This window comes from Burkholderia contaminans (genome assembly GCF_029633825.1).
GTDB classification, from domain to species: Bacteria; Pseudomonadota; Gammaproteobacteria; order Burkholderiales; family Burkholderiaceae; genus Burkholderia; species Burkholderia contaminans.
In genome coordinates, this window is record NZ_CP090641.1 from 1169316 (window position 1) to 1186892 (window position 17577).

Consider the following 17577-nt stretch of genomic DNA (forward strand, 5'->3'; position numbering starts at 1 on the left):
CGGCGGCCGCGGCCGTTACCGGCGCCGCCGCTGTCATGAACCTCTCCCGAATCGATCAAGGTTGACCATGTCACGAAATGTTGGAGTCATCGGCCTCGGCGCGATGGGCCTCGGCGTCGCCCGCTCGCTGCTGCGCGCCGGCCTGCGCGTGCACGCATGCGACGTGCGCGACACCGTGCTGCAGGCGTTCGCCGCCGAAGGCGGCATCGCCTGCGCGACGCCGGCCGAACTCGGTGCGCAGTGCGACGTCGTCGTCACGCTCGTCGTCAATGCCGCGCAGACCGAAACGGTGCTGTTCGGCGAGCACGGCGCGGTCGCGGCGATGAAGCCGGGCGGCGTCGTGATCGCCAGCGCGACCGTCGCGCCCGACTTCGCGGTCGCGCTCGGCGCGCGCATCGAGGCCGCCGGCCTGCAGATGCTCGACGCGCCGGTATCCGGCGGCGCCGCGCGCGCGGCCTCCGGCGAGATGACGATGATGACGTCGGGCCCGGCCGCCGCGTATGCGGGCTGCGAGGACGTGCTCGCGGCGATCGCCGGCAAGGTCTATCGCCTCGGCGACGCGCACGGCATCGGCTCGAAGGTGAAGATCATCAACCAGTTGCTCGCCGGCGTGCACATCGCGGCAGCGGCCGAGGCGATGGCGCTCGGCCTGCGCGAAGGCGTCGATGCGGATGCGCTGTACGACGTGATCACGCACAGCGCCGGCAACTCGTGGATGTTCGAGAACCGCGTGCCGCACATCCTGAACGGCGACTACACGCCGCTGTCGGCCGTCGACATCTTCGTGAAGGATCTCGGCATCGTGCTCGATACCGCGCGCCGCAGCAAGTTCCCGCTGCCGCTGTCGGCCACCGCGCACCAGATGTTCATGAGCGCGTCGAGCGCCGGCCACGGCGGCGAGGACGATTCCGCCGTGATCAAGACTTTCCCCGGCATCACGCTGCCGCCCGCCCGCTGATTCGACCGACGCTTCCGCCATGACCGCTTCCGCTTCCCGTCCCCTGCTCGGCTGCATCGCCGACGATTTCACCGGCGCGACCGATCTCGCGAACATGCTCGTGAAGAGCGGCATGCGCACCGTGCAGACGATCGGCGTGCCCGCCGACGGCACCGCCGACACCACGCTCGACGCCGACGCGATCGTCGTCGCGCTGAAGTCGCGCACGATCCCCGCCGCCGACGCGGTCGCCCAGTCGCTCGCCGCATACGAATGGCTGCGCGCGCAAGGCTGCCGGCAGTTTTTCTTCAAGTACTGCTCGACGTTCGATTCGACCGACGCAGGCAACATCGGGCCCGTCGCCGATGCGCTGCTCGATGCGGCCGGCGGCGGCTTCACGATCGCCTGCCCGGCGTTCCCCGAGAACGGCCGCACGATCTATCGCGGCCACCTGTTCGTCGGCGATGTGCTGCTGAACGAATCGGGGATGGAGCATCATCCGCTCACGCCGATGAAGGACGCGAACCTCGTGCGCGTGCTGCAGCGGCAGACGAAGTCGCCGGTCGGCCTGATCCGCTACGACACGATCGCGCTGGGCGCGGCCGCCGTGCGCACGCGGATCGAGCAACTGCGCGCGGAAGGCGCGCGCTTCGCAATCGCCGACGCGCTGTCGGACCGCGACCTCTACGTGCTCGGCGAAGCGTGCGCGGGCCTGCCGCTCGTCACCGGCGGCTCGGGCATCGCGCTCGGCCTGCCCGCGAATTTCCGCCGCGCGGAGCAACTGCCCGAGCGCGACAACGCGGCGTCGCTGCCGCGCATCGACGGCCTGTCGGCCGTGCTCGCCGGCAGCGCGTCGAAGGCCACCCATGCGCAGGTCGCCGCATGGCGCGCCACGCGGCCAAGCTTCCGCATCGATCCGCTCGCGGCCTCGCGCGGCGAACCTGTCGTCGAGCAAGCACTCGCGTTCGCGCGCTCGCACCTGCCGCAACCCGTGCTGATCTATGCAACCGCGACGCCCGACGAAGTGAAGGCCGTGCAGCAGGCGCTCGGCGTCGACGCGGCCGGCCATCTCGTCGAAGCCACGCTCGCGGCGATCGCGCGCGGGCTGCGTGACCTCGGCGTGCGCAAGTTCGTCGTGGCCGGCGGCGAAACGTCCGGCGCGGTGGTGCAGGCGCTCGACGTGAAGTCGCTGCAGATCGGCGCGCAGATCGATCCGGGCGTGCCGGCGACGGCCACCATCGACGCGCAGCCGCTCGGCCTCGCGCTGAAGTCCGGCAACTTCGGCACCACGGACTTTTTCGACAAGGCGCTGCGCGCGCTGGACGGAGCCGCACGATGAGCGACGAAGCGAAACTGCGCGAAGAGATCTGCATGGTCGGCGCGAGCCTGTATGCGCGCGGCCATGCGGTCGGCAGCGCCGGCAACATCAGCGCGCGCCTCGCCGACGGCTGGCTGATCACGCCGACCGACGCCTGCCTCGGCCGGCTCGACCCGAACGACATCGCGAAGGTCGGCGCGGACGGCCAGCCCGTATCGGGCGGCAAGCCGTCGAAGACACTCGCGCTGCATCGCGGCATCTACGCACGCAATGCCGAAGCGAACGGCGTCGTCCACACGCATTCGACGCACCTCGTCGCGCTGACGCTCGCGGGCGTGTGGCGCGACACCGACGTGCTGCCGCCGATCACGCCGTACTACGTGATGAAGGTCGGCCACATTCCGCTGATCCGCTACCGCCGCCCCGGCGATCCGGGCGTCGCGGCCGAAGTCGCGGCGCTCGCCGACCAGGTGCGCGGCGTGCTGCTCGAGCGCCTCGGCCCGGTGATGTGGGGAGCGTCGGTATCGCACGCGTCGTATGCGCTCGAGGAACTCGAGGAAACGGCGCGGCTGTGGCTGATGACGCACCCGAAACCCGAGCCGCTCGACGACGCCGCGCTCGACGAACTGCGCACCAGCTTCGGCGCGCGCTGGTAGCGGCACGCCACGCAACGATTCCCATGCCCGCCGTGTGCGCGGGCCCTTCCGTCAGCACACACACGACCGGCGACGTACGCGCCGCCGGCACACGACATCATTGGAGACGACGATGACTGCTCTCGACGCGGCCGCTGGCCGCTCGCCCGCCGCGCCCGCCCATGCCGCGGAACTCGACCGCACCTACAAGAAAGTGTTCTGGCGCATCGTGCCGTTCCTGATGCTCTGCTACGTGGTCGCGTATCTCGACCGCGTGAACGTCGGCTTCGCGAAGCTGCAGATGTCGCAGGATCTCGCGTTCAGCGAAACGGTGTTCGGGCTCGGCGCCGGCATTTTCTTCCTGGGCTATTTTCTGTTCGAACTGCCAAGCAACCTGCTGATGCACCGCATCGGCGCGCGCATCTGGATCGCGCGGATCATGATCACGTGGGGCCTGCTGTCCGCGCTGTTCGCGTTCGTGCAGACGCCAACGCAGTTCTACGTGCTGCGCTTCCTGCTCGGCCTCGCGGAAGCCGGCTTCTATCCCGGCGTGATCCTGTACCTCACGTACTGGTTCCCGTCGCATCGCCGCGCGAAGATCATCGCGGTGTTCATGTCCGCGATTCCCGTGTCGGGCATCTTCGGCAACCCGCTGTCGGGCTGGATCATGGAGCGCTTTCACGGCGGCTCGGGCTTCCACGGCTGGCAATGGATGTTCATGATCGAGGCCGTGCCGGCCGTGCTCGTCGGGATCGCGACGATCCTGTATCTCGACAACAGCATCCGCGGCGCGAAGTGGCTCGACGAGCGCGAGAAGCAGCTGCTGGAGGACGAGATCGCCGCGCAGCCGCAGGAACAGCAGAAGCACGGCCATTCGCTGAAGGCCGTGTTCGCGGACCCGCGCATGTGGTGGATGTCGCTGATCTACTTCGCTTTCGTCACGGGCCAGTACGGCCTCACGTTCTGGATGCCGACGCTCGTCAAGTCGACCGGCATCACCGATACGCTGCAGATCGGCCTGCTGTCGGCCATTCCGTTCGTCGTCGCGATCGTCGTGATGAACCTGTTCGGCCACAGCGCGGACAAGCGCCGCGAACGCCGCTGGCACCTGATCGTGCCCGCGCTGATGGGCGCGCTCGGGTTTGCGGTCGCCGCGTCGTACTCGCACAATACGGCGGTGTCGATCGTGTTCCTGTCGCTCGCGGCGGGCGGCGTGCTGACCTGCGCGCCGCTGTTCTGGTCGCTGCCGACCGCGTTCCTCGCGGGCTCCGCGGCCGCGGCCGGGATCGCGATCATCAACTCGGTCGGCAACCTCGCCGGGTTCGCGAGCCCGTACGTGATCGGCTACCTGAAGGACGTCACGCACAGCACGGCGTCCGGCATGTACGTGCTCGCCGCGATGCTCGTGATCGGCGCGATCGCCGTGTGGCTCACGCCCGCGAAACTCGTGAACCGCTGATCCGGCGCTGGCCGATTCATCATTCGACGCGGGGCGCGCGGCGCCCCGCCCCATTCATTCACAGGACCCGCTGCCATGCCACGCTTCGCCGCCAACCTCTCGATGATGTACACCGAGCACGCGTTCCTCGAACGCTTCGCCGCTGCCGCGTACGACGGCTTCAAGGCCGTCGAGTACCTGTTCCCGTACGACTTCGCCGCCGAGGACATCCGCGCGCGCCTCGACGCGCACGGCCTCGAACAGGCGCTGTTCAACGCGCCGCCCGGCGACTGGGCCGCGGGCGAACGCGGCACCGCATCGCTGCCGGGCCGCGAGGACGAGTTCCGGCGCGGCATTGACCTGGCGCTCGACTATGCACGCGTGCTCGGCAACAGGAAGCTGCACGTGATGGCCGGCATGGTGCCGCCGGGCGCCGACCGTGCACGCCATCGCGACACCTACCTGGCGAACCTGCGGCACGCGACCCAGGCCGCCGCCGCGCACGGCATCACGATCCTGATCGAGCCGATCAACCAGCGCGACATGCCCGGCTATTTCCTGAGCCGCCAGGACGACGCGCAGGCGATCTGCGCGGAAGTCGGCGCGCCGAACCTGAAGGTGCAGTTCGACTGCTACCACTGCCAGATCGTCGAGGGCGATCTCGCGATGAAGCTCAAGCGCGATTTCGCGGGCATCGGCCATATCCAGATCGCGGGCGTGCCCGAGCGCCACGAACCGGATATCGGCGAACTCAACTACCCGTACCTGTTCGCGCTGATCGACGCGCTCGGCTACGACGGCTGGATCGGCTGCGAGTACCGCCCGAAGGCCGGCACGTCCGAAGGGCTCGGCTGGCTCAAGGCGTACCTGTAATTCCCGCATTCTTCCGAGGGTAAAGAACATGAAAGTACTGATCACCGGCGGCGCCGGCTTTCTCGGCCAGCGTCTCGCGCGCAAGCTGCTCGAGCGCGGCGAACTGACCGGCCCCGACGGCCGCAGCGAGAAGATCGACGAGCTGGTCCTGCTCGACGTCGTCGCCGGCAGCGATTTCGGCGACGCGCGCGTGACGCCGATCGTCGGCGACATCGCCGACCGCGCGGTGCTCGACAGCGCGATCGACACGCAAACGGGCGCGATCTTCCACCTCGCGGCGATCGTCAGCGGGCAGGCCGAAGCCGATTTCGACCTCGGCATGCGGATCAATCTCGACGCGTCGCGTACGCTGCTCGAAGTGTGCCGCGCGCGTGGCCATCGGCCGCGCGTCGTGTTCACGAGCTCCGTCGCGGTCTATGGCGGCACGCTGCCGGACGTCGTGCAGGACGACACCGCGCTGAACCCGCAATCGTCGTACGGCGCCGAGAAGGCGATCGCCGAGCTGCTGCTGTGCGACTACGCGCGGCGCGGCTTCGTCGACGGCCGCGTGCTGCGGCTGCCGACGATCAGCGTGCGGCCGGGCCGCCCGAATGCGGCTGCGTCGTCGTTCGCGAGCGGCATCATCCGCGAGCCGCTGAACGGCGAGGAAAGCGTGTGCCCGGTGCCGGGTTCGACGCGGCTGTGGCTGTTGTCGCCGCGCGGGGCGATCGAAGCGCTCGTCGCGGGCTGCGAGATCGACGGCGCGAAGCTCGGCAACAAGCGGGTGATCAATCTGCCCGGCCTGTCGGTATCGGTCGACGAAATGATCGCGGCGCTGCGCGAAGTCGCGGGCGACGAAGTCGTGAAGCTGATCCGCCATGTGCCGGACGAGCGCGTCGAGAAGATCGTCGGCAGCTGGCCGGGCCGCTGGGATACGTCGCGCGCGGAAGCGCTCGGGCTGAAGGGCGATACGTCGTTCGCGGACGTGATCCGCAGCCATCTCGCCGACGAACGGCGCTGATTCCCGCGCCGCTCGGCGCGCGGACGCGGGCTCCCCGGTCGCCTCAACGCGACCGGGCGGATTCCCCGATGGGCAACGGCGCGTTTTTCGCCCCGCCCGGCCGGTTCGCCGAACCGGCCGCCCACTGCCATGCCACCAGGCCCGGCAGATAGAACAGCAGGTCGCGCACGCGGCGGGCGCCGGCCAGTGCGAGGCAGGTCGGCGGGTCGAACCCGAGCAGCCCGCCGATCAGCACGAACCCGCCCTCCTGCACCCCGAGCCCGCCCGGCATCAGGAACGCAATGCTGCTCACGAGCTGGATCAGCGCCTCGATCGCGAGCGCCTGCGCGAACGTCGGCTCCGCGCCGAGAAAATACAGCGCGAGCCAGATTTCCAGCGCATAGCCGACGAACTGCAGCGTCTGCCAGATCACGAGATAACGCACGACGACGCCGGTCTTTCTCCAGATCATCCGGATCGACTGATCGGTACGCGCCGATTCGCCGACCAGCGCCACCACCTTGCCGCTCGTGACGCGGTTGAGCACGCGCATCGCGCGCTCGAACGGCCGCGCATGCTGCACCAGTGCGAACAGCAGCAGCACCGGCACCAGCGCGGCCATGCCGATCGCGAGATTGCCGGCCACGCGCGCAGCATCGGACGACACATGCCCGAGCACGTAGCCGATCGCGACCAGCGCGAACACCAGCTGGCTGATCAGCGTCAGCTGCATGTCGGCGACGAGGCTGGCGACGACAGTTGCCGGCCGCACGCCCGCCTGCCGCAGCAGGCCGAACGACACGATCTCGCCGCCGATCCGCGCGACCGGCAACAACCCGTTGATCGATTCGCGGATCCACACGAGCTTCAGCATCGTCGCGAACGACGGCCGGCGCCGGCCGCGGATCAGCATCCGCCAGTCCCACGCATTCGCGAGCATCGGCAGGATGTGCGCCAGCGCCGCGAGCAGCAGGCCGGCCCCGGCGATCTGCAGGCGATGCAGGATGTCCAGCGGATGCTCACGCCAGATCAGCCACACGGCGAGCGCCAGCCCGCCCAGCGCCGCCAGCTGCCCCACATGGCGAAGCCGTGTGTCGCCCCGCGCGGCGTTCCGCTCCGCGGCATCGGCGCCGGCGTTCGTCGGCGTCGTCATGATTCGCTCGCGGGCGACAACAGCCCTTCCCGGTCGACGCGAAAACGCGTGCCGCGCCACACGACATGCGACGAGAAGAAGCTCGACACGAACACGAAGAACTGCAGGAGATCGACGAACGGCAGCCAGAGCGCGCCGCGCAGCCCCGCGCCGGTCGCCCGGCTCGTCTTCAGCATCAGCAGCGCCCGCGCGGCCAGCGCCGCGACCACCAGCCCGCATGCGACGGCCGTGCCGCCGGAGAACAGCAGCGCCAGCAGCGCGAGCGGCACCGGGTGCATCAGCACCGAGCCGGCATGACCGAGCCGGTCCGCCGCGCGGATCGTGCAGCTCCAGCGCAATTCGTGTGCGTACAGCTTCGCGAACGTCTCCTCGACGCATGCATGCCCGACGACGAACGGCGGAATGACGACCTGCGCGCCCACCTGCCGCACCGCTTCGCCCAGCGCATGATCCTCGGCCAGGTGATGCGCGAAACGCGTGAGCCCGCCGATGCGTTCGAGCGTCGCGCGCGTGAACGCAATCGTCTGGCCAAAGCAGGGCCGTGCGCGCCCGATGAAGAGCCCGGTGATCACGCCCGGCAGGAAATGGTAGTTCGTCATCGCGACGGCGACACCGGGCCAGAAGCCCGGCGACGCGATGCCGCGATACACGCTCGTCACGATGCCGACATCCGGCTGCTGCAGCGCGCCGACGACGGCGCGCAAATAATCGCGCTCGACCAGCACGTCGCTGTCGGCGAGACAGAGCACCGAATACTCCGCGTGTTCGAGCATGTTCACGAGATTGGCGATCTTGCGGTTCGGCCCGTAAAGCCGCGCATCGGCGACGACCTTGATGTTCGCGTCAGGATAGCGCGCCCGCAGCGTCTCGACGGCCGCGAGGGCCTTGTCGTTCGCATCGTGCACGCCGAACAGGTGCTGAACCGGCCCCGGATAATCCTGCACGAAGAAGCTTTCGAGATGCTGTACGAGCTGCCACTCGTCGCCGTGCAGCGGCTTCGCGACGGTGACGCCCGGATGATCGCGCGGCTCGGCCGGCGCCCGGGCAAAGAACCGGCCAACCAGCACGCTGGCCGTGATCGTGTATGCAATGCCCAGTAGCACGCCCAGCCCGCAGACGATCGACATTGCCTCGGCCAGCGCGCGCAGCACATGCAGCAATACCATGCTTCTCCCCAGTGGTGACCCGTGAAACCACGACACCCGGGAGCCGCCGCGCGTACGCGGGTTCACCCGTGCGCGCCGCCATATCGATTCCCGTGGAGCCGGATGTGAAGGACGACCAAGCGACGATACGCGCAATCAGATGACACAACTACCGTGCGGCGATCGATTCCCGTCACGCGCACGTAGCCGCAGGCGACCGCGGCGCGAAACGCGACGTCGGCAAGCTTGCGGGCTGAAAGGATCGCGGTGGCGATCGCGATGACGACCCAGATGCGAAACGTCATCGTGGTGAAAAATACTTCGGGTACGCGCCATGCAAGCAACGACACCAGCACGAAACACTGAATCAACATGCCGGCCAGCGCGGCGATCAGCAGGTGGGCGCGCCATCGCCCGATCGTCGAGGATGCCATGAGAAGTGAACCTCCCGTTCGGACGACTCCCATCGACCTGGGATCGATCGGAAGCGTCGCGGATTGACGGGCACGCATGCGCGGCCAGTGCCGGACAGGCGAAACCCGGTTCGGGATCCAGGGAAGCGGAGCACCACCCGAGAAATGTTGTGGCCGATGGTAGCGGGATTACCGGCGCCAAACCTTAAGCGTTCTTCAGAATCGGCGGAAGCTTGACGCAGCACAATTACAATCCGTTGCACGGGATGCAGGGTTGCACTCGTACAATCGCAGCCATCTGCACCCGAATCGACCATGCGACTCCTCCTTGTTGAAGACGACGACCTGATCGGCAGCGGTCTCGAGATCAGCCTGAGTCAGGCCGGCTATCACGTCGACTGGTTGCGCGACGGTCACGCGGCCGCCGCGGCGCTCGCGACGACGCGCTTCGCGCTCGTCGTGCTCGATCTCGGCCTGCCCGGGAAATCGGGCACGGAACTGCTACGTGCGTTGCGCGATGCCGGCGACACGGTCCCCGTGCTGGTGCTGACCGCGCGCGGCACCGTGGCCGACCGGGTCCGCGGCCTCGACGACGGCGCGGACGACTATCTCGCGAAGCCGTTCGAGCTGACCGAGGTGCTGGCCCGCTGTCGTGCGCTCGTGCGCCGCTCGCAGGGCCGCGCCGGCGACGAGATCGTGTGGCGCGACATCACGATCGACCTGACCGCCCACACCGTGACACGCGATGCGTCGCGCATCGCACTGACCTCGCGCGAGTGGGCCATCCTGGTGCAGCTCGTCAGCCACCCGGGTGCGCCGCAATCGCGCGCGCGCCTCGAAGACACCCTGTACGGCTGGCAGGAAGGTATCGAAAGCAATGCGATCGAGGTCCACGTCTCGAACTTGCGCAAGAAACTCGGCGCGGACCTGATCCGCACCGTGCGCGGCATCGGTTACGTCGTCGACCTCGCATGATCTCCCGCTCGATACGGCGCCGCGTGTCGTCGATGGCGCTCGGCTGCGTGACCGTCGTGTGGCTCGTTGCCGTATTCGGCAGCTTCCGTTACGCGACGCGCGAGATCGGCGAATGGGAAGACGCCCGCCTCGTCGAGTACGCGTCGCTGCTGGTCGATCTTTCACCCGCCGACCTCGAACGCCTCGCCCGTGTTCCGCCGGATGCGCGCGTCGAACTGGATCGTGGCCATTCGAGGCCCGGCCCCGTGACCGACGGCGATCGCCTGCCGCGCGACGTGCTGTTCGAGGTACGCGACGCGCAGGGCCATGTCGTCGCGTCGAGCCTTCCGGCCGAAGCGGCCGGGTTGCCCGCCGCGCGCAACTCGCGCGGCACGCCTGAAACGATCGTCATTCACGACACACCGTGGCGCACGCACACGTTGCGCGACGATGCGTCGGGGCGCTGGATACGCGTGATGGAAATCGTCAACACGCGCAGCGATCTGGCGACCGGCATCGCGCGCGGCATCGTCCTGCCGCTGATCGTCGCACTCCCGGTGCTGGCGCTGCTCCTCTGGTACCTGATCGGGCGCGGCCTCGCCCCATTGAAGACGCTGTCGGCACTGATCGGCGCGCGCGACGCACGATCGCTCGAACCGCTCGGCATCGCCACCGTGCCGGACGAAGTGCGCGCGCTGGTCGACGCGATCGATCGCCTGCTGGCGAGGCTTCGGCAATCGATCGTGCGCGAGCGCGCGTTCACGTCCGACGCCGCGCACGAACTGAAGACGCCGCTCGCCGCGATCAAGGTCCAGGCGCAGGTGGCGCTCGCGACCGACGATCCGGCATGCAAGCAACTGGCGATGCAACGGGTCGTCCAAGGCGTGGACCGCAGCGCGCGTCTCGCCGAACAACTGCTGCTGCTCGCCCGGCTCGACGAATACGACCGCATTCCGACGCGTGCCGTCGTCGTTCGCGAACTCGTCGAAGCCGCCATCGATCGCCATCTCGCGAAGGCATCGGACAAGGCCATCGCGCTCGTGGCCGACACCGTATCCGGACGAGCGATCGAAGCCGATCCGATCCTGATCGGCATCCTGCTCGACAACCTCGTCGACAATGCCGTCAAGTATGGCCGCCAGGGCGGCCGCATCGAGATCGGTGTGGACGATGACGGCACGCGGCAACGCATCGTCGTATGCGACGACGGGCCGGGTGTCGCACCCGGCGAGCACGAGCGGCTCGGCGACCGTTTCTATCGGGGCAGCGGCGTGCAATCGCCCGGCAGCGGGCTCGGATTGTCGATCGTCACACGCATCGCCCACTATTTCGGCGGCACCGTGCAGTTCGGGGCCGGCATCGGCGGGCGGGGCCTCGGCGTCGTGATCACGCTGCCGTCGGCAGGCGCGAGCGAACCGTCGCCAGCGGGCGAAGCCGGCGGGCCGGCGTCACGTGCGATACCCCGTGCTTAACATTTCGTTAAGGAAGCCACCGTAGAATCCACCCGACCGATACCTTCCCCGCCGTACGCCAGGAGTCTCCATGACCACGCCCGCCCGCTATGACACCGTTGCGCGCTTGCTTCACTGGCTGATCGTCGCGCTGGTCGTCGCGCAATATGCGATCGGCTGGACGATGCCCGACGTGCATCGCGACACGCAGCCCGTCGGCCTGATCGCCGCCCACCTCCTCGTGGGAACCGCGCTGCTCGCCGCGATGGTTTGCCGCGTGCTGTGGCGCGCGACGCATCGCCCGCCCGCGAGTGACCTGCCGCCCGCGATGCGCGCACTGTCGGGCGCGACGCATTTTGCGCTCTACGCGTTGCTGATCGCGGTGCCGGTGCTCGGCTGGATCAACGCGTCGTCGCGCGCGTGGGGCGTCACGTTGCTCGGGATCGTGCCGCTGCCCGCGCTGTCGGCAGCCGGCTCCAGCTTCGGCCATGCGATGGGCGATGTACACGGCATCCTCGCTTGGGCACTGTTCGCCGGCATTTGCCTGCACGTGGCAGCCGCGCTGGCGCACCGCTTCGTGCTGCGCGATCAGGTCACGCAGCGCATGATGCCCTGGTGATCGCCATGCCGGCGGCACCGCACGCCATTGCGCGCATGAGCCGGATTGCCGCCGATATCGATACCGTCTTCGTTCCGGTTCATCGCACAACCAGCCGGCCGCTCATCGCACGCGGCCGATGAGATGATCGCGCCGCCGCGCGAAGCGGCGCGCGATGACAGGCATCGCGGCCGGCGCCCTTCTGCCGCGTCGAGCGGCACGAAGGGCTGCCGTCCTGCCGTGTCGCGAACACGACGGCCTGAAGTCACACAAGACCATTTCCACACCTAGTTGCTGGTCTGCGCCGGCATGCCGGACGCCGGTGCGTGCGCGGCAGCCGCCATCCGGGCCCGGTCCTGCTCGGCAAGCTTCGCTTCCGCCGCCTGGATGTCCGCCGGATACTCGCCTTCGTCTCCCTTCGCCGGGTCGTACCCGGCTGCTTCCAGGCGGATCAATTCGTCGCGAACCTGTGCGCGCGTCAGCGGCGCGGCCGATTGCGCGAAGGCCGACTGACCGATGATCGCCCCGATCATCGTCAGTACTGCGATATATGTTTTCATCATCAACTCCTTCAATGTTCCGTATCGATCAACCGTGTCGAATTCCTTGAATGCCTGACCTGCGAACGCAGGCGGCTGCGTCAGCTTCCGAAATAGATCGCGCAGAAACTCGCGGGGCCGACGCATGCGGCAGAACCCCGGCGCGACGACATCGTCGCCGGCTTACCCGCTTCGGATGACGCGGCCGGATCGCCGCCGACCGCCGTGCCGGCCTGATGCGCCGGCATCTGTTCGACCTGCCGCTGGAACAGCGGGCTCACGTCCGGATACGACGTATCGGTCACGAAGCGCAGCCCGTTGCTTTCGGCGTTGATCAGTTCCTGCCTGACCTGCGCGCGCGTCAGTTCCTGGGCCGACGCTTGCGTCGCGATACCCGCGAGAGAAATCGCCGCTACCGCGGCGGCCACCAGCCAATGCGTGTTCATGTTCCACTCCTTGAGAAGTCAACGAGACGACGTGCTACACCCGTATGACGACGGAGCGCGTGCGTTTATTCCCGCGCGTTGCGCAACGCCGATCGCGCGGCGCCTCCAGCGCCGCGAGCACCCGGAACGGACGTTCATGAAACTGTCATTCTTTCGTCAGCCGGCGTAACCTGACGTAACGCAGCGCCAGCCGCGCTTCGGGCAGACTGACGTCACCCTTTACGGATCGCCCTTCGATCGACCATGTCCGTCGCTTACGACTATGCAGCCGGCCTGCTGCGCAGGCTGTTCGACCGCCATATCGACGGCGGCGCGGTGCTCGACCCGGCCGCGTTTCCCGACGCAGGGCGTTTCGTCCGCGCATGGACCGACATCCAGGCTGAAGCGTTCGCCGTGGCGCGCGACATGCCGCGCATTCCGCGCTTTCACGAGATCATGCGCGAGCAGTACGACATCTCGGCCAACGATGCGCGCGACTGGCGGATGTTCATCATGCAGGCGTACGGACAGCCGTTCCCGCGCAACCTGTCGCGCTGCCCGACCGTCGCGTCGATCGTCGCGACATCGCCGGACGTGCTGTCCGCATCGCTGTCGTTCCTCGCGCCCGGCAAGCACATTCCACCGCATCGCGGCCCGTTTCGCGGCATCCTGCGCGGCTATCTGGTGCTGTCGATGCCGAAGCGCGCGGACGGCACGCCGGCCGCCGTGCTGAAGGTGGACGGCCACGAATACCGGCTCGACGAAGGACGCTTCCTGCTGTGGGACGACACGTTCATGCACGAGGTATGGAACGACAGCGACGAAGTGCGGATCGTGCTGCTGCTCGATATCCGCCGGCGCGGGATGCCGCGCCTGCTCACGTGGTTGTCGAATGCGGTGATCGGTGTGGTGCGGCTCGGGATCAGGATTCGCGGGCGATCGATTCCGGTTTAGCGCACACGGCCGGCATGCGCCGAGTGCCCCGTCGTTTCGCGACTGCGCTCTGTCGTGTCGGGAAGGCGCTCAACGCGCGCCGGATGCAGGCGCGATCGTCAGGACACCTTGCCGGAATCATCGTCCAGTGCGTAGATGCCGCGCCTGGCGACACACGGAAACGGCGGATCGATCGCCCGCACGTTCGTCAGTTCCCAGCACACGTATCCGGCGCACCATGGCTTGCCTTGCGCGCGGGCTTCATCAGGCGTCCAGTCGTGCACGCCCACGACGTCGACCAACGCGAGCGCGATGCCGTCAGGGTCCTCCTGCCCGTCCTGTCGCAGAAAGACCGTGTTCTGCACCAGCACGAGATCGCGCAACGGTATGGCCGGCGGCGCCCACGACCGGATTTCGACCCGCTTGCGGCCCGCGACGATATCGTCGACGGCGGGTTTGACGATCGACAGCGCGGGTCGCGGCATGGCAAGTATTTCCTTCATCGGCAAGGGGAAAGCGTGCGCCCGTCAGTCGGCATGTGCGCCGAATCCGGGAGGCGATCGCGGTTCGGACTGGATTGTTGCCGATTCGCCCGAACGTGTCGACCGGGCCCGATCCGAAACGCCGGTGCACCGCGACTACGCGATGCCGGCTTTCCGCGGCTGACGAATCGCCTAAACTACAGACCGTCCCCTCCGCGCGGCTCCTGCCAGCCACCGCCATGGCACACCTCTTCTTCGCCGCCTCGATCCAGCGGCATATCGAAACGCCCGAGCGCGAAATCGACGCCCGCTCGGTCGGCGAAGCATTCGACACCGTTTTCGGCGAGCACCCGCGGCTGCGCGGTTACATCCTCGACGACCAGGGTGCGCTGCGCAAACACCTGTCGGTATTCATCGACGGCCAGCCGATACGCGACCGGCAACACCTGTCCGATGAGCTCGGCGACGCCAGCCGGGTCTATGTCGTGCAGGCGTTGACGGGCGGATAAGGGACATATGCACAAGCACCGACCGCTCACCCCAACGTCAGGCCGTGCCATCAGGAGACATCGCTCATGAACGATCGACTGCTCGTCGCCACCCGCAAGGGCTTGTTCGTCCTGCAGGCCGACGGCCACGGCGGCTGGACGCTCGATGAGCCGCACTTCGCCGGCGAGCCGGTCAGCATGGCGCTCGCCGACCCGCGCGACGGCACGCTGTATGCCGCGCTGAACCTCGGCCATTTCGGCGTCAAGCTGCACCGCAGGCGCGCGGGCGCCGCCGACTGGGAAGAATGCGCGGTTCCCGTCTATCCGCCGCAGCCCGCCGAAGCCCCACCCGCCAGCGCCCGCGGGAATGCCGGCACCGGCGACGCGGACGACGCGCCACCCGGCCCGCCGCAGCCGCCGTGGACGCTCCAGCAGATCTGGTCGCTCGAAGCCGGCGGCGCCGACGAGCCGGGCGTGCTGTGGGCCGGCACGATTCCCGGCGGGCTGTTCCGCTCCGACGACGGCGGCAGTTCGTGGGTGCTCAACCGGGCACTGTGGGATCGCCCGGAGCGCGCCGAATGGGGCGGCGGCGGATACGATGCGCCGGGCATCCATTCGGTGATGGTCGATCCGCGCGACAGCCGGCACGTGACGATCGGCATCTCGTGCGGCGGCGTCTGGCAGACCGCCGACGGCGGCGCGACGTGGCGCGTGACCGCGGACGGCATGGAAGCCGACTACATGCCGCCCGAGCGGCGCGGCGAACCGAACATGCAGGACCCGCACCGCGTCGTGCAATGCGCGGCCAACCCGGACGTGCTGTGGACACAGCATCACTGCGCGATCTTCCGCTCGACCGACGGCGCCGAACACTGGCGGCGCATCGAGGCGCAGCCTTCGAGCTTCGGCTTCGCGGTAGCCGTGCACCCGCATGAACCGGACACCGCGTGGTTCGTGCCGGCCGTGAAGGACGCGTGCCGGATTCCGGTGAACGGCCGGTTCGTCGTCACGCGCACGCGTGATGGTGGGCGCAGTTTCCAGCAGTTCTCGAACGGATTGCCGAGTGCGCCGGCGTACGACCTCGTGTATCGGCACGGGCTCACGATCGATGAGACCGGCACGCGCCTCGCGATGGCGTCAACGACCGGTGGGTTATGGACGTCCGACGATGGCGGTGAAAACTGGCGGCTGGTGTCTGCGCATTTGCCGCCGATTTATTGCGTCAGGTTCGGGTGACGGAGCGCGAGCGGGTCGGTTCGTACCCGGCCCACACGGCCCGCTTTACCGCTCGACGCCGCCCATCCGCCCCACCGCCTCCCGCGTCTTCGCCATCTCCGCGTCGAGCCAGTCGAGAAACGACCTGACCTGCGGCTCACGCTCCCGCCCGGGCCGGCACAGCGCGACGAAACGCGCGCCTTCGATCCGCACCGCCGGCTCGATCGGCGTCAGTGCCCCGTGCGCGACATGCTCGGCAGCCAGCACCGAGCTGAGCAGCGCGATGCCCTGCCCGTGCAGCACCGCCTGCAACGCGTAATGCTCGTCGTCGTAGTGGCGAAACACCGCGCGTTCGAGCCACGATTCTCGGCCGGCCGCCCGACACCACGACGCCCAGTCGACCGACACCGGCAGCGGCGTATCCCACATGGTCTCGATCAGGTCGAGCGGCTCGTCCGTGCGATGCGCGTCGAACCCGGCGGCCGCATACGCGCCGAAGTACTCGTCGATCAGCGCAATTTCGTGAAGTGCCGGAAACGTGCGCGACGTCGCGCGAATCGCGAGATCGATCCGCGCATCGCGCTCTAGATCGACCAGCGTATTGCCGGTTTCAACCTTGATGTGCAGGTGCGGATCGACGTGGCCAAACCGGCCGAGGCGCGGAATCAGCCACATCGCGGCAAAGGCGGGCGTCGTGGTCAGCACGAGCGTGCGCTCGCCGTCCGCCGCGGGCCGCACCGCGTCGAGCCCGCGGCTCAATGCGAGCAGTGCATCGTGACTCGCGCGAAACAGGCGTTCGCCTTCGTCCGTGAGCCGCACGCCGCTCGCACCGCGCTCGAACAGCAGCACACCGAGCCGGCTTTCGAGCGACTTGATCTGGTGCGACACGGCGGCCGGTGTCACGGACAGTTCGTCCGCGGCAGCCTTGAATGCGCCGAGCCGTGCCGACGACTCGAATACACGCAATGCAGTCAGGGGAATTTTCGAGAACACGGGGCCTCGCGGGCCGAATGCGGCCGGGTTGAATTCAATTGAATCGGGGTGAGATTAGGTGAATTGAAGCGGGTGTGCAACGCGGATAGCCTTGCGGAACGTCGCGGCACGGTGCCGCGGCGAGTGGTGTCGATCCGGAGAAACAACGTGCAAGGCCTACCGCGCAGGATCACGCAGGCGGTGCTCTACGAAGCAATCGCCATTTCCTGCATCTCGCCCGCGATCGCAGCGATCTTCAAGCAGGATCTCGTCTATTCGGGCGCACTGTCGGCGACGATGTCGGCGATCGCGCTGCTGTGGAACATGATCTTCAACGCGCTGTTCGAGCGCTGGGAAGCGTCGCGGCGGCAGCCGGCGCGCACGCTCGGGCGGCGGATCCTGCATGCGACCGGATTCGAAGGCGGGCTGATCTTCATTCTCGTGCCCGTCGTGTCGTGGTGGCTCGACATCTCGTGGCTCGACGCGTTCGTCGTGGACATCGGGTTGTTCGTATTCTTCTTCTGCTACGCGTTCGTGTTCCAGTGGGCATTCGATCGGGTGTTCGACGTGCCGGCGGCGACGAAGGGGTCGTGAGGTGGGTGCAAGGTACGCACCCTGCGAGGCGGGCA

21 protein-coding genes are annotated in these 17577 nt (G+C 68.1%); 13 read left to right on the forward strand and 8 right to left on the reverse strand.

Annotated elements, in window-relative coordinates; all coding sequences use genetic code 11:
- Positions 1-67 precede the first annotated feature (67 nt).
- The 6 genes from ltnD (at position 68) to denD (ending at position 6201) form a co-directional block, all read left to right on the forward strand.
- Positions 68-958 carry an L-threonate dehydrogenase gene (gene ltnD / locus LXE91_RS22945; protein WP_039346611.1) on the forward strand — a complete coding sequence of 297 codons (891 nt, stop codon included), beginning with the start codon at positions 68-70 and terminating at the stop codon, positions 956-958.
- A 19-nt stretch (positions 959-977) separates the two neighbouring features.
- Positions 978-2276, forward strand: coding sequence for a 3-oxo-tetronate kinase (gene otnK / locus LXE91_RS22950; RefSeq protein ID WP_039346612.1), 1299 nt, complete (start codon positions 978-980; stop codon positions 2274-2276).
- On the forward strand, positions 2273-2911 hold the full coding sequence (gene otnC / locus LXE91_RS22955; RefSeq protein ID WP_039346613.1) for a 3-oxo-tetronate 4-phosphate decarboxylase: 639 nt from the start codon (positions 2273-2275) through the stop codon (positions 2909-2911). The genes otnK and otnC overlap by 4 nt, the downstream gene beginning before the upstream one ends.
- 112 nt (positions 2912-3023) lie before the next feature.
- Positions 3024-4349 (forward strand): MFS transporter, encoded by a 1326-nt coding sequence (locus LXE91_RS22960; protein ID WP_039346614.1) that lies wholly within the window; start codon positions 3024-3026, stop codon positions 4347-4349.
- A 75-nt stretch (positions 4350-4424) separates the two neighbouring features.
- Positions 4425-5201 (forward strand): 2-oxo-tetronate isomerase, encoded by a 777-nt coding sequence (gene otnI, locus LXE91_RS22965; protein ID WP_039346615.1) that lies wholly within the window; start codon positions 4425-4427, stop codon positions 5199-5201.
- 28 nt (positions 5202-5229) lie between these two features.
- Positions 5230-6201: a D-erythronate dehydrogenase gene (gene denD / locus LXE91_RS22970; protein WP_039346617.1), complete on the forward strand. Its 972-nt coding sequence runs from the start codon at positions 5230-5232 to the stop codon at positions 6199-6201.
- Positions 6202-6244: 43 nt separating this feature from the next.
- On the opposite strand, the gene LXE91_RS22975 is transcribed toward denD, so the two are convergent.
- The 3 genes from LXE91_RS22975 to LXE91_RS22985 form a co-directional block, all read right to left on the reverse strand.
- Positions 6245-7333: a lysylphosphatidylglycerol synthase domain-containing protein gene (locus LXE91_RS22975; protein ID WP_039346619.1), complete on the reverse strand. Its 1089-nt coding sequence runs from the start codon at positions 7331-7333 to the stop codon at positions 6245-6247.
- On the reverse strand, positions 7330-8499 hold the full coding sequence (hpnI, locus tag LXE91_RS22980) for a bacteriohopanetetrol glucosamine biosynthesis glycosyltransferase HpnI (RefSeq protein WP_039346620.1): 1170 nt from the start codon (positions 8497-8499) through the stop codon (positions 7330-7332). The genes LXE91_RS22975 and hpnI overlap by 4 nt, the downstream gene beginning before the upstream one ends.
- A 62-nt stretch (positions 8500-8561) precedes the next feature.
- Positions 8562-8912: a hypothetical protein gene (locus LXE91_RS22985; protein ID WP_039346622.1), complete on the reverse strand. Its 351-nt coding sequence runs from the start codon at positions 8910-8912 to the stop codon at positions 8562-8564.
- Between the two features lie 294 nt (positions 8913-9206).
- Here LXE91_RS22985 and LXE91_RS22990 point away from each other — a divergent pair, with 294 nt between their 5' ends.
- The 3 genes from LXE91_RS22990 to LXE91_RS23000 all read left to right on the forward strand — a co-directional run bounded on the left by LXE91_RS22990 (position 9207) and on the right by LXE91_RS23000 (position 11915).
- Positions 9207-9866 carry a response regulator gene (locus LXE91_RS22990; RefSeq protein WP_039346624.1) on the forward strand — a complete coding sequence of 220 codons (660 nt, stop codon included), beginning with the start codon at positions 9207-9209 and terminating at the stop codon, positions 9864-9866.
- A complete protein-coding gene (locus tag LXE91_RS22995) occupies positions 9863-11317 on the forward strand; it encodes an ATP-binding protein (RefSeq protein WP_039346626.1) in 1455 nt (484 codons plus the stop codon). The genes LXE91_RS22990 and LXE91_RS22995 overlap by 4 nt, the downstream gene beginning before the upstream one ends.
- Positions 11318-11387: 70 nt before the next feature.
- Positions 11388-11915: a cytochrome b gene (locus LXE91_RS23000; protein WP_039346628.1), complete on the forward strand. Its 528-nt coding sequence runs from the start codon at positions 11388-11390 to the stop codon at positions 11913-11915.
- Here LXE91_RS23000 and LXE91_RS23005 read toward each other — a convergent pair.
- From LXE91_RS23005 to LXE91_RS23015, 3 genes are all read right to left on the reverse strand, one after another.
- Entirely contained in the window at positions 11885-12115 is a 231-nt protein-coding gene (locus tag LXE91_RS23005) for a hypothetical protein (protein ID WP_095145860.1), read from the reverse strand. The two genes, LXE91_RS23000 and LXE91_RS23005, sit on opposite strands and share 31 nt — an antisense overlap.
- Before the next feature lie 66 nt (positions 12116-12181).
- Positions 12182-12454, reverse strand: coding sequence for a DUF4148 domain-containing protein (locus LXE91_RS23010; protein ID WP_039346691.1), 273 nt, complete (start codon positions 12452-12454; stop codon positions 12182-12184).
- 80 nt (positions 12455-12534) lie between these two features.
- The gene (locus LXE91_RS23015) at positions 12535-12879 is read right to left on the reverse strand and encodes a DUF4148 domain-containing protein (RefSeq protein WP_039346630.1); all 345 of its coding nucleotides are present in this window, start codon (positions 12877-12879) and stop codon (positions 12535-12537) included.
- A 243-nt stretch (positions 12880-13122) separates the two neighbouring features.
- Here LXE91_RS23015 and LXE91_RS23020 point away from each other — a divergent pair, with 243 nt between their 5' ends.
- Positions 13123-13812: an aspartyl/asparaginyl beta-hydroxylase domain-containing protein gene (locus tag LXE91_RS23020; protein WP_039346632.1), complete on the forward strand. Its 690-nt coding sequence runs from the start codon at positions 13123-13125 to the stop codon at positions 13810-13812.
- Between the two features lie 98 nt (positions 13813-13910).
- Here LXE91_RS23020 and LXE91_RS23025 read toward each other — a convergent pair whose 3' ends face one another.
- Positions 13911-14276: an ASCH domain-containing protein gene (locus LXE91_RS23025; RefSeq protein WP_052760202.1), complete on the reverse strand. Its 366-nt coding sequence runs from the start codon at positions 14274-14276 to the stop codon at positions 13911-13913.
- Between the two features lie 236 nt (positions 14277-14512).
- On the opposite strand from LXE91_RS23025, the gene LXE91_RS23030 reads away from it, so the two are divergent.
- Both LXE91_RS23030 and LXE91_RS23035 read left to right on the forward strand, forming a co-directional pair.
- Positions 14513-14782, forward strand: coding sequence for a MoaD/ThiS family protein (locus LXE91_RS23030; protein WP_039346636.1), 270 nt, complete (start codon positions 14513-14515; stop codon positions 14780-14782).
- 66 nt (positions 14783-14848) lie between these two features.
- Positions 14849-15997 carry a WD40/YVTN/BNR-like repeat-containing protein gene (locus LXE91_RS23035; RefSeq protein WP_039346641.1) on the forward strand — a complete coding sequence of 383 codons (1149 nt, stop codon included), beginning with the start codon at positions 14849-14851 and terminating at the stop codon, positions 15995-15997.
- Positions 15998-16042: 45 nt separating this feature from the next.
- Here LXE91_RS23035 and LXE91_RS23040 read toward each other — a convergent pair whose 3' ends face one another.
- Complete coding sequence (locus tag LXE91_RS23040; RefSeq protein WP_039346643.1) at positions 16043-16969, reverse strand: LysR substrate-binding domain-containing protein; 927 nt, start codon at positions 16967-16969, stop codon at positions 16043-16045.
- A gap of 147 nt (positions 16970-17116) precedes the next feature.
- On the opposite strand from LXE91_RS23040, the gene LXE91_RS23045 reads away from it, so the two are divergent.
- The gene (locus LXE91_RS23045; protein ID WP_039346692.1) at positions 17117-17542 is read left to right on the forward strand and encodes a PACE efflux transporter; all 426 of its coding nucleotides are present in this window, start codon (positions 17117-17119) and stop codon (positions 17540-17542) included.
- Positions 17543-17577 lie beyond the last annotated feature (35 nt).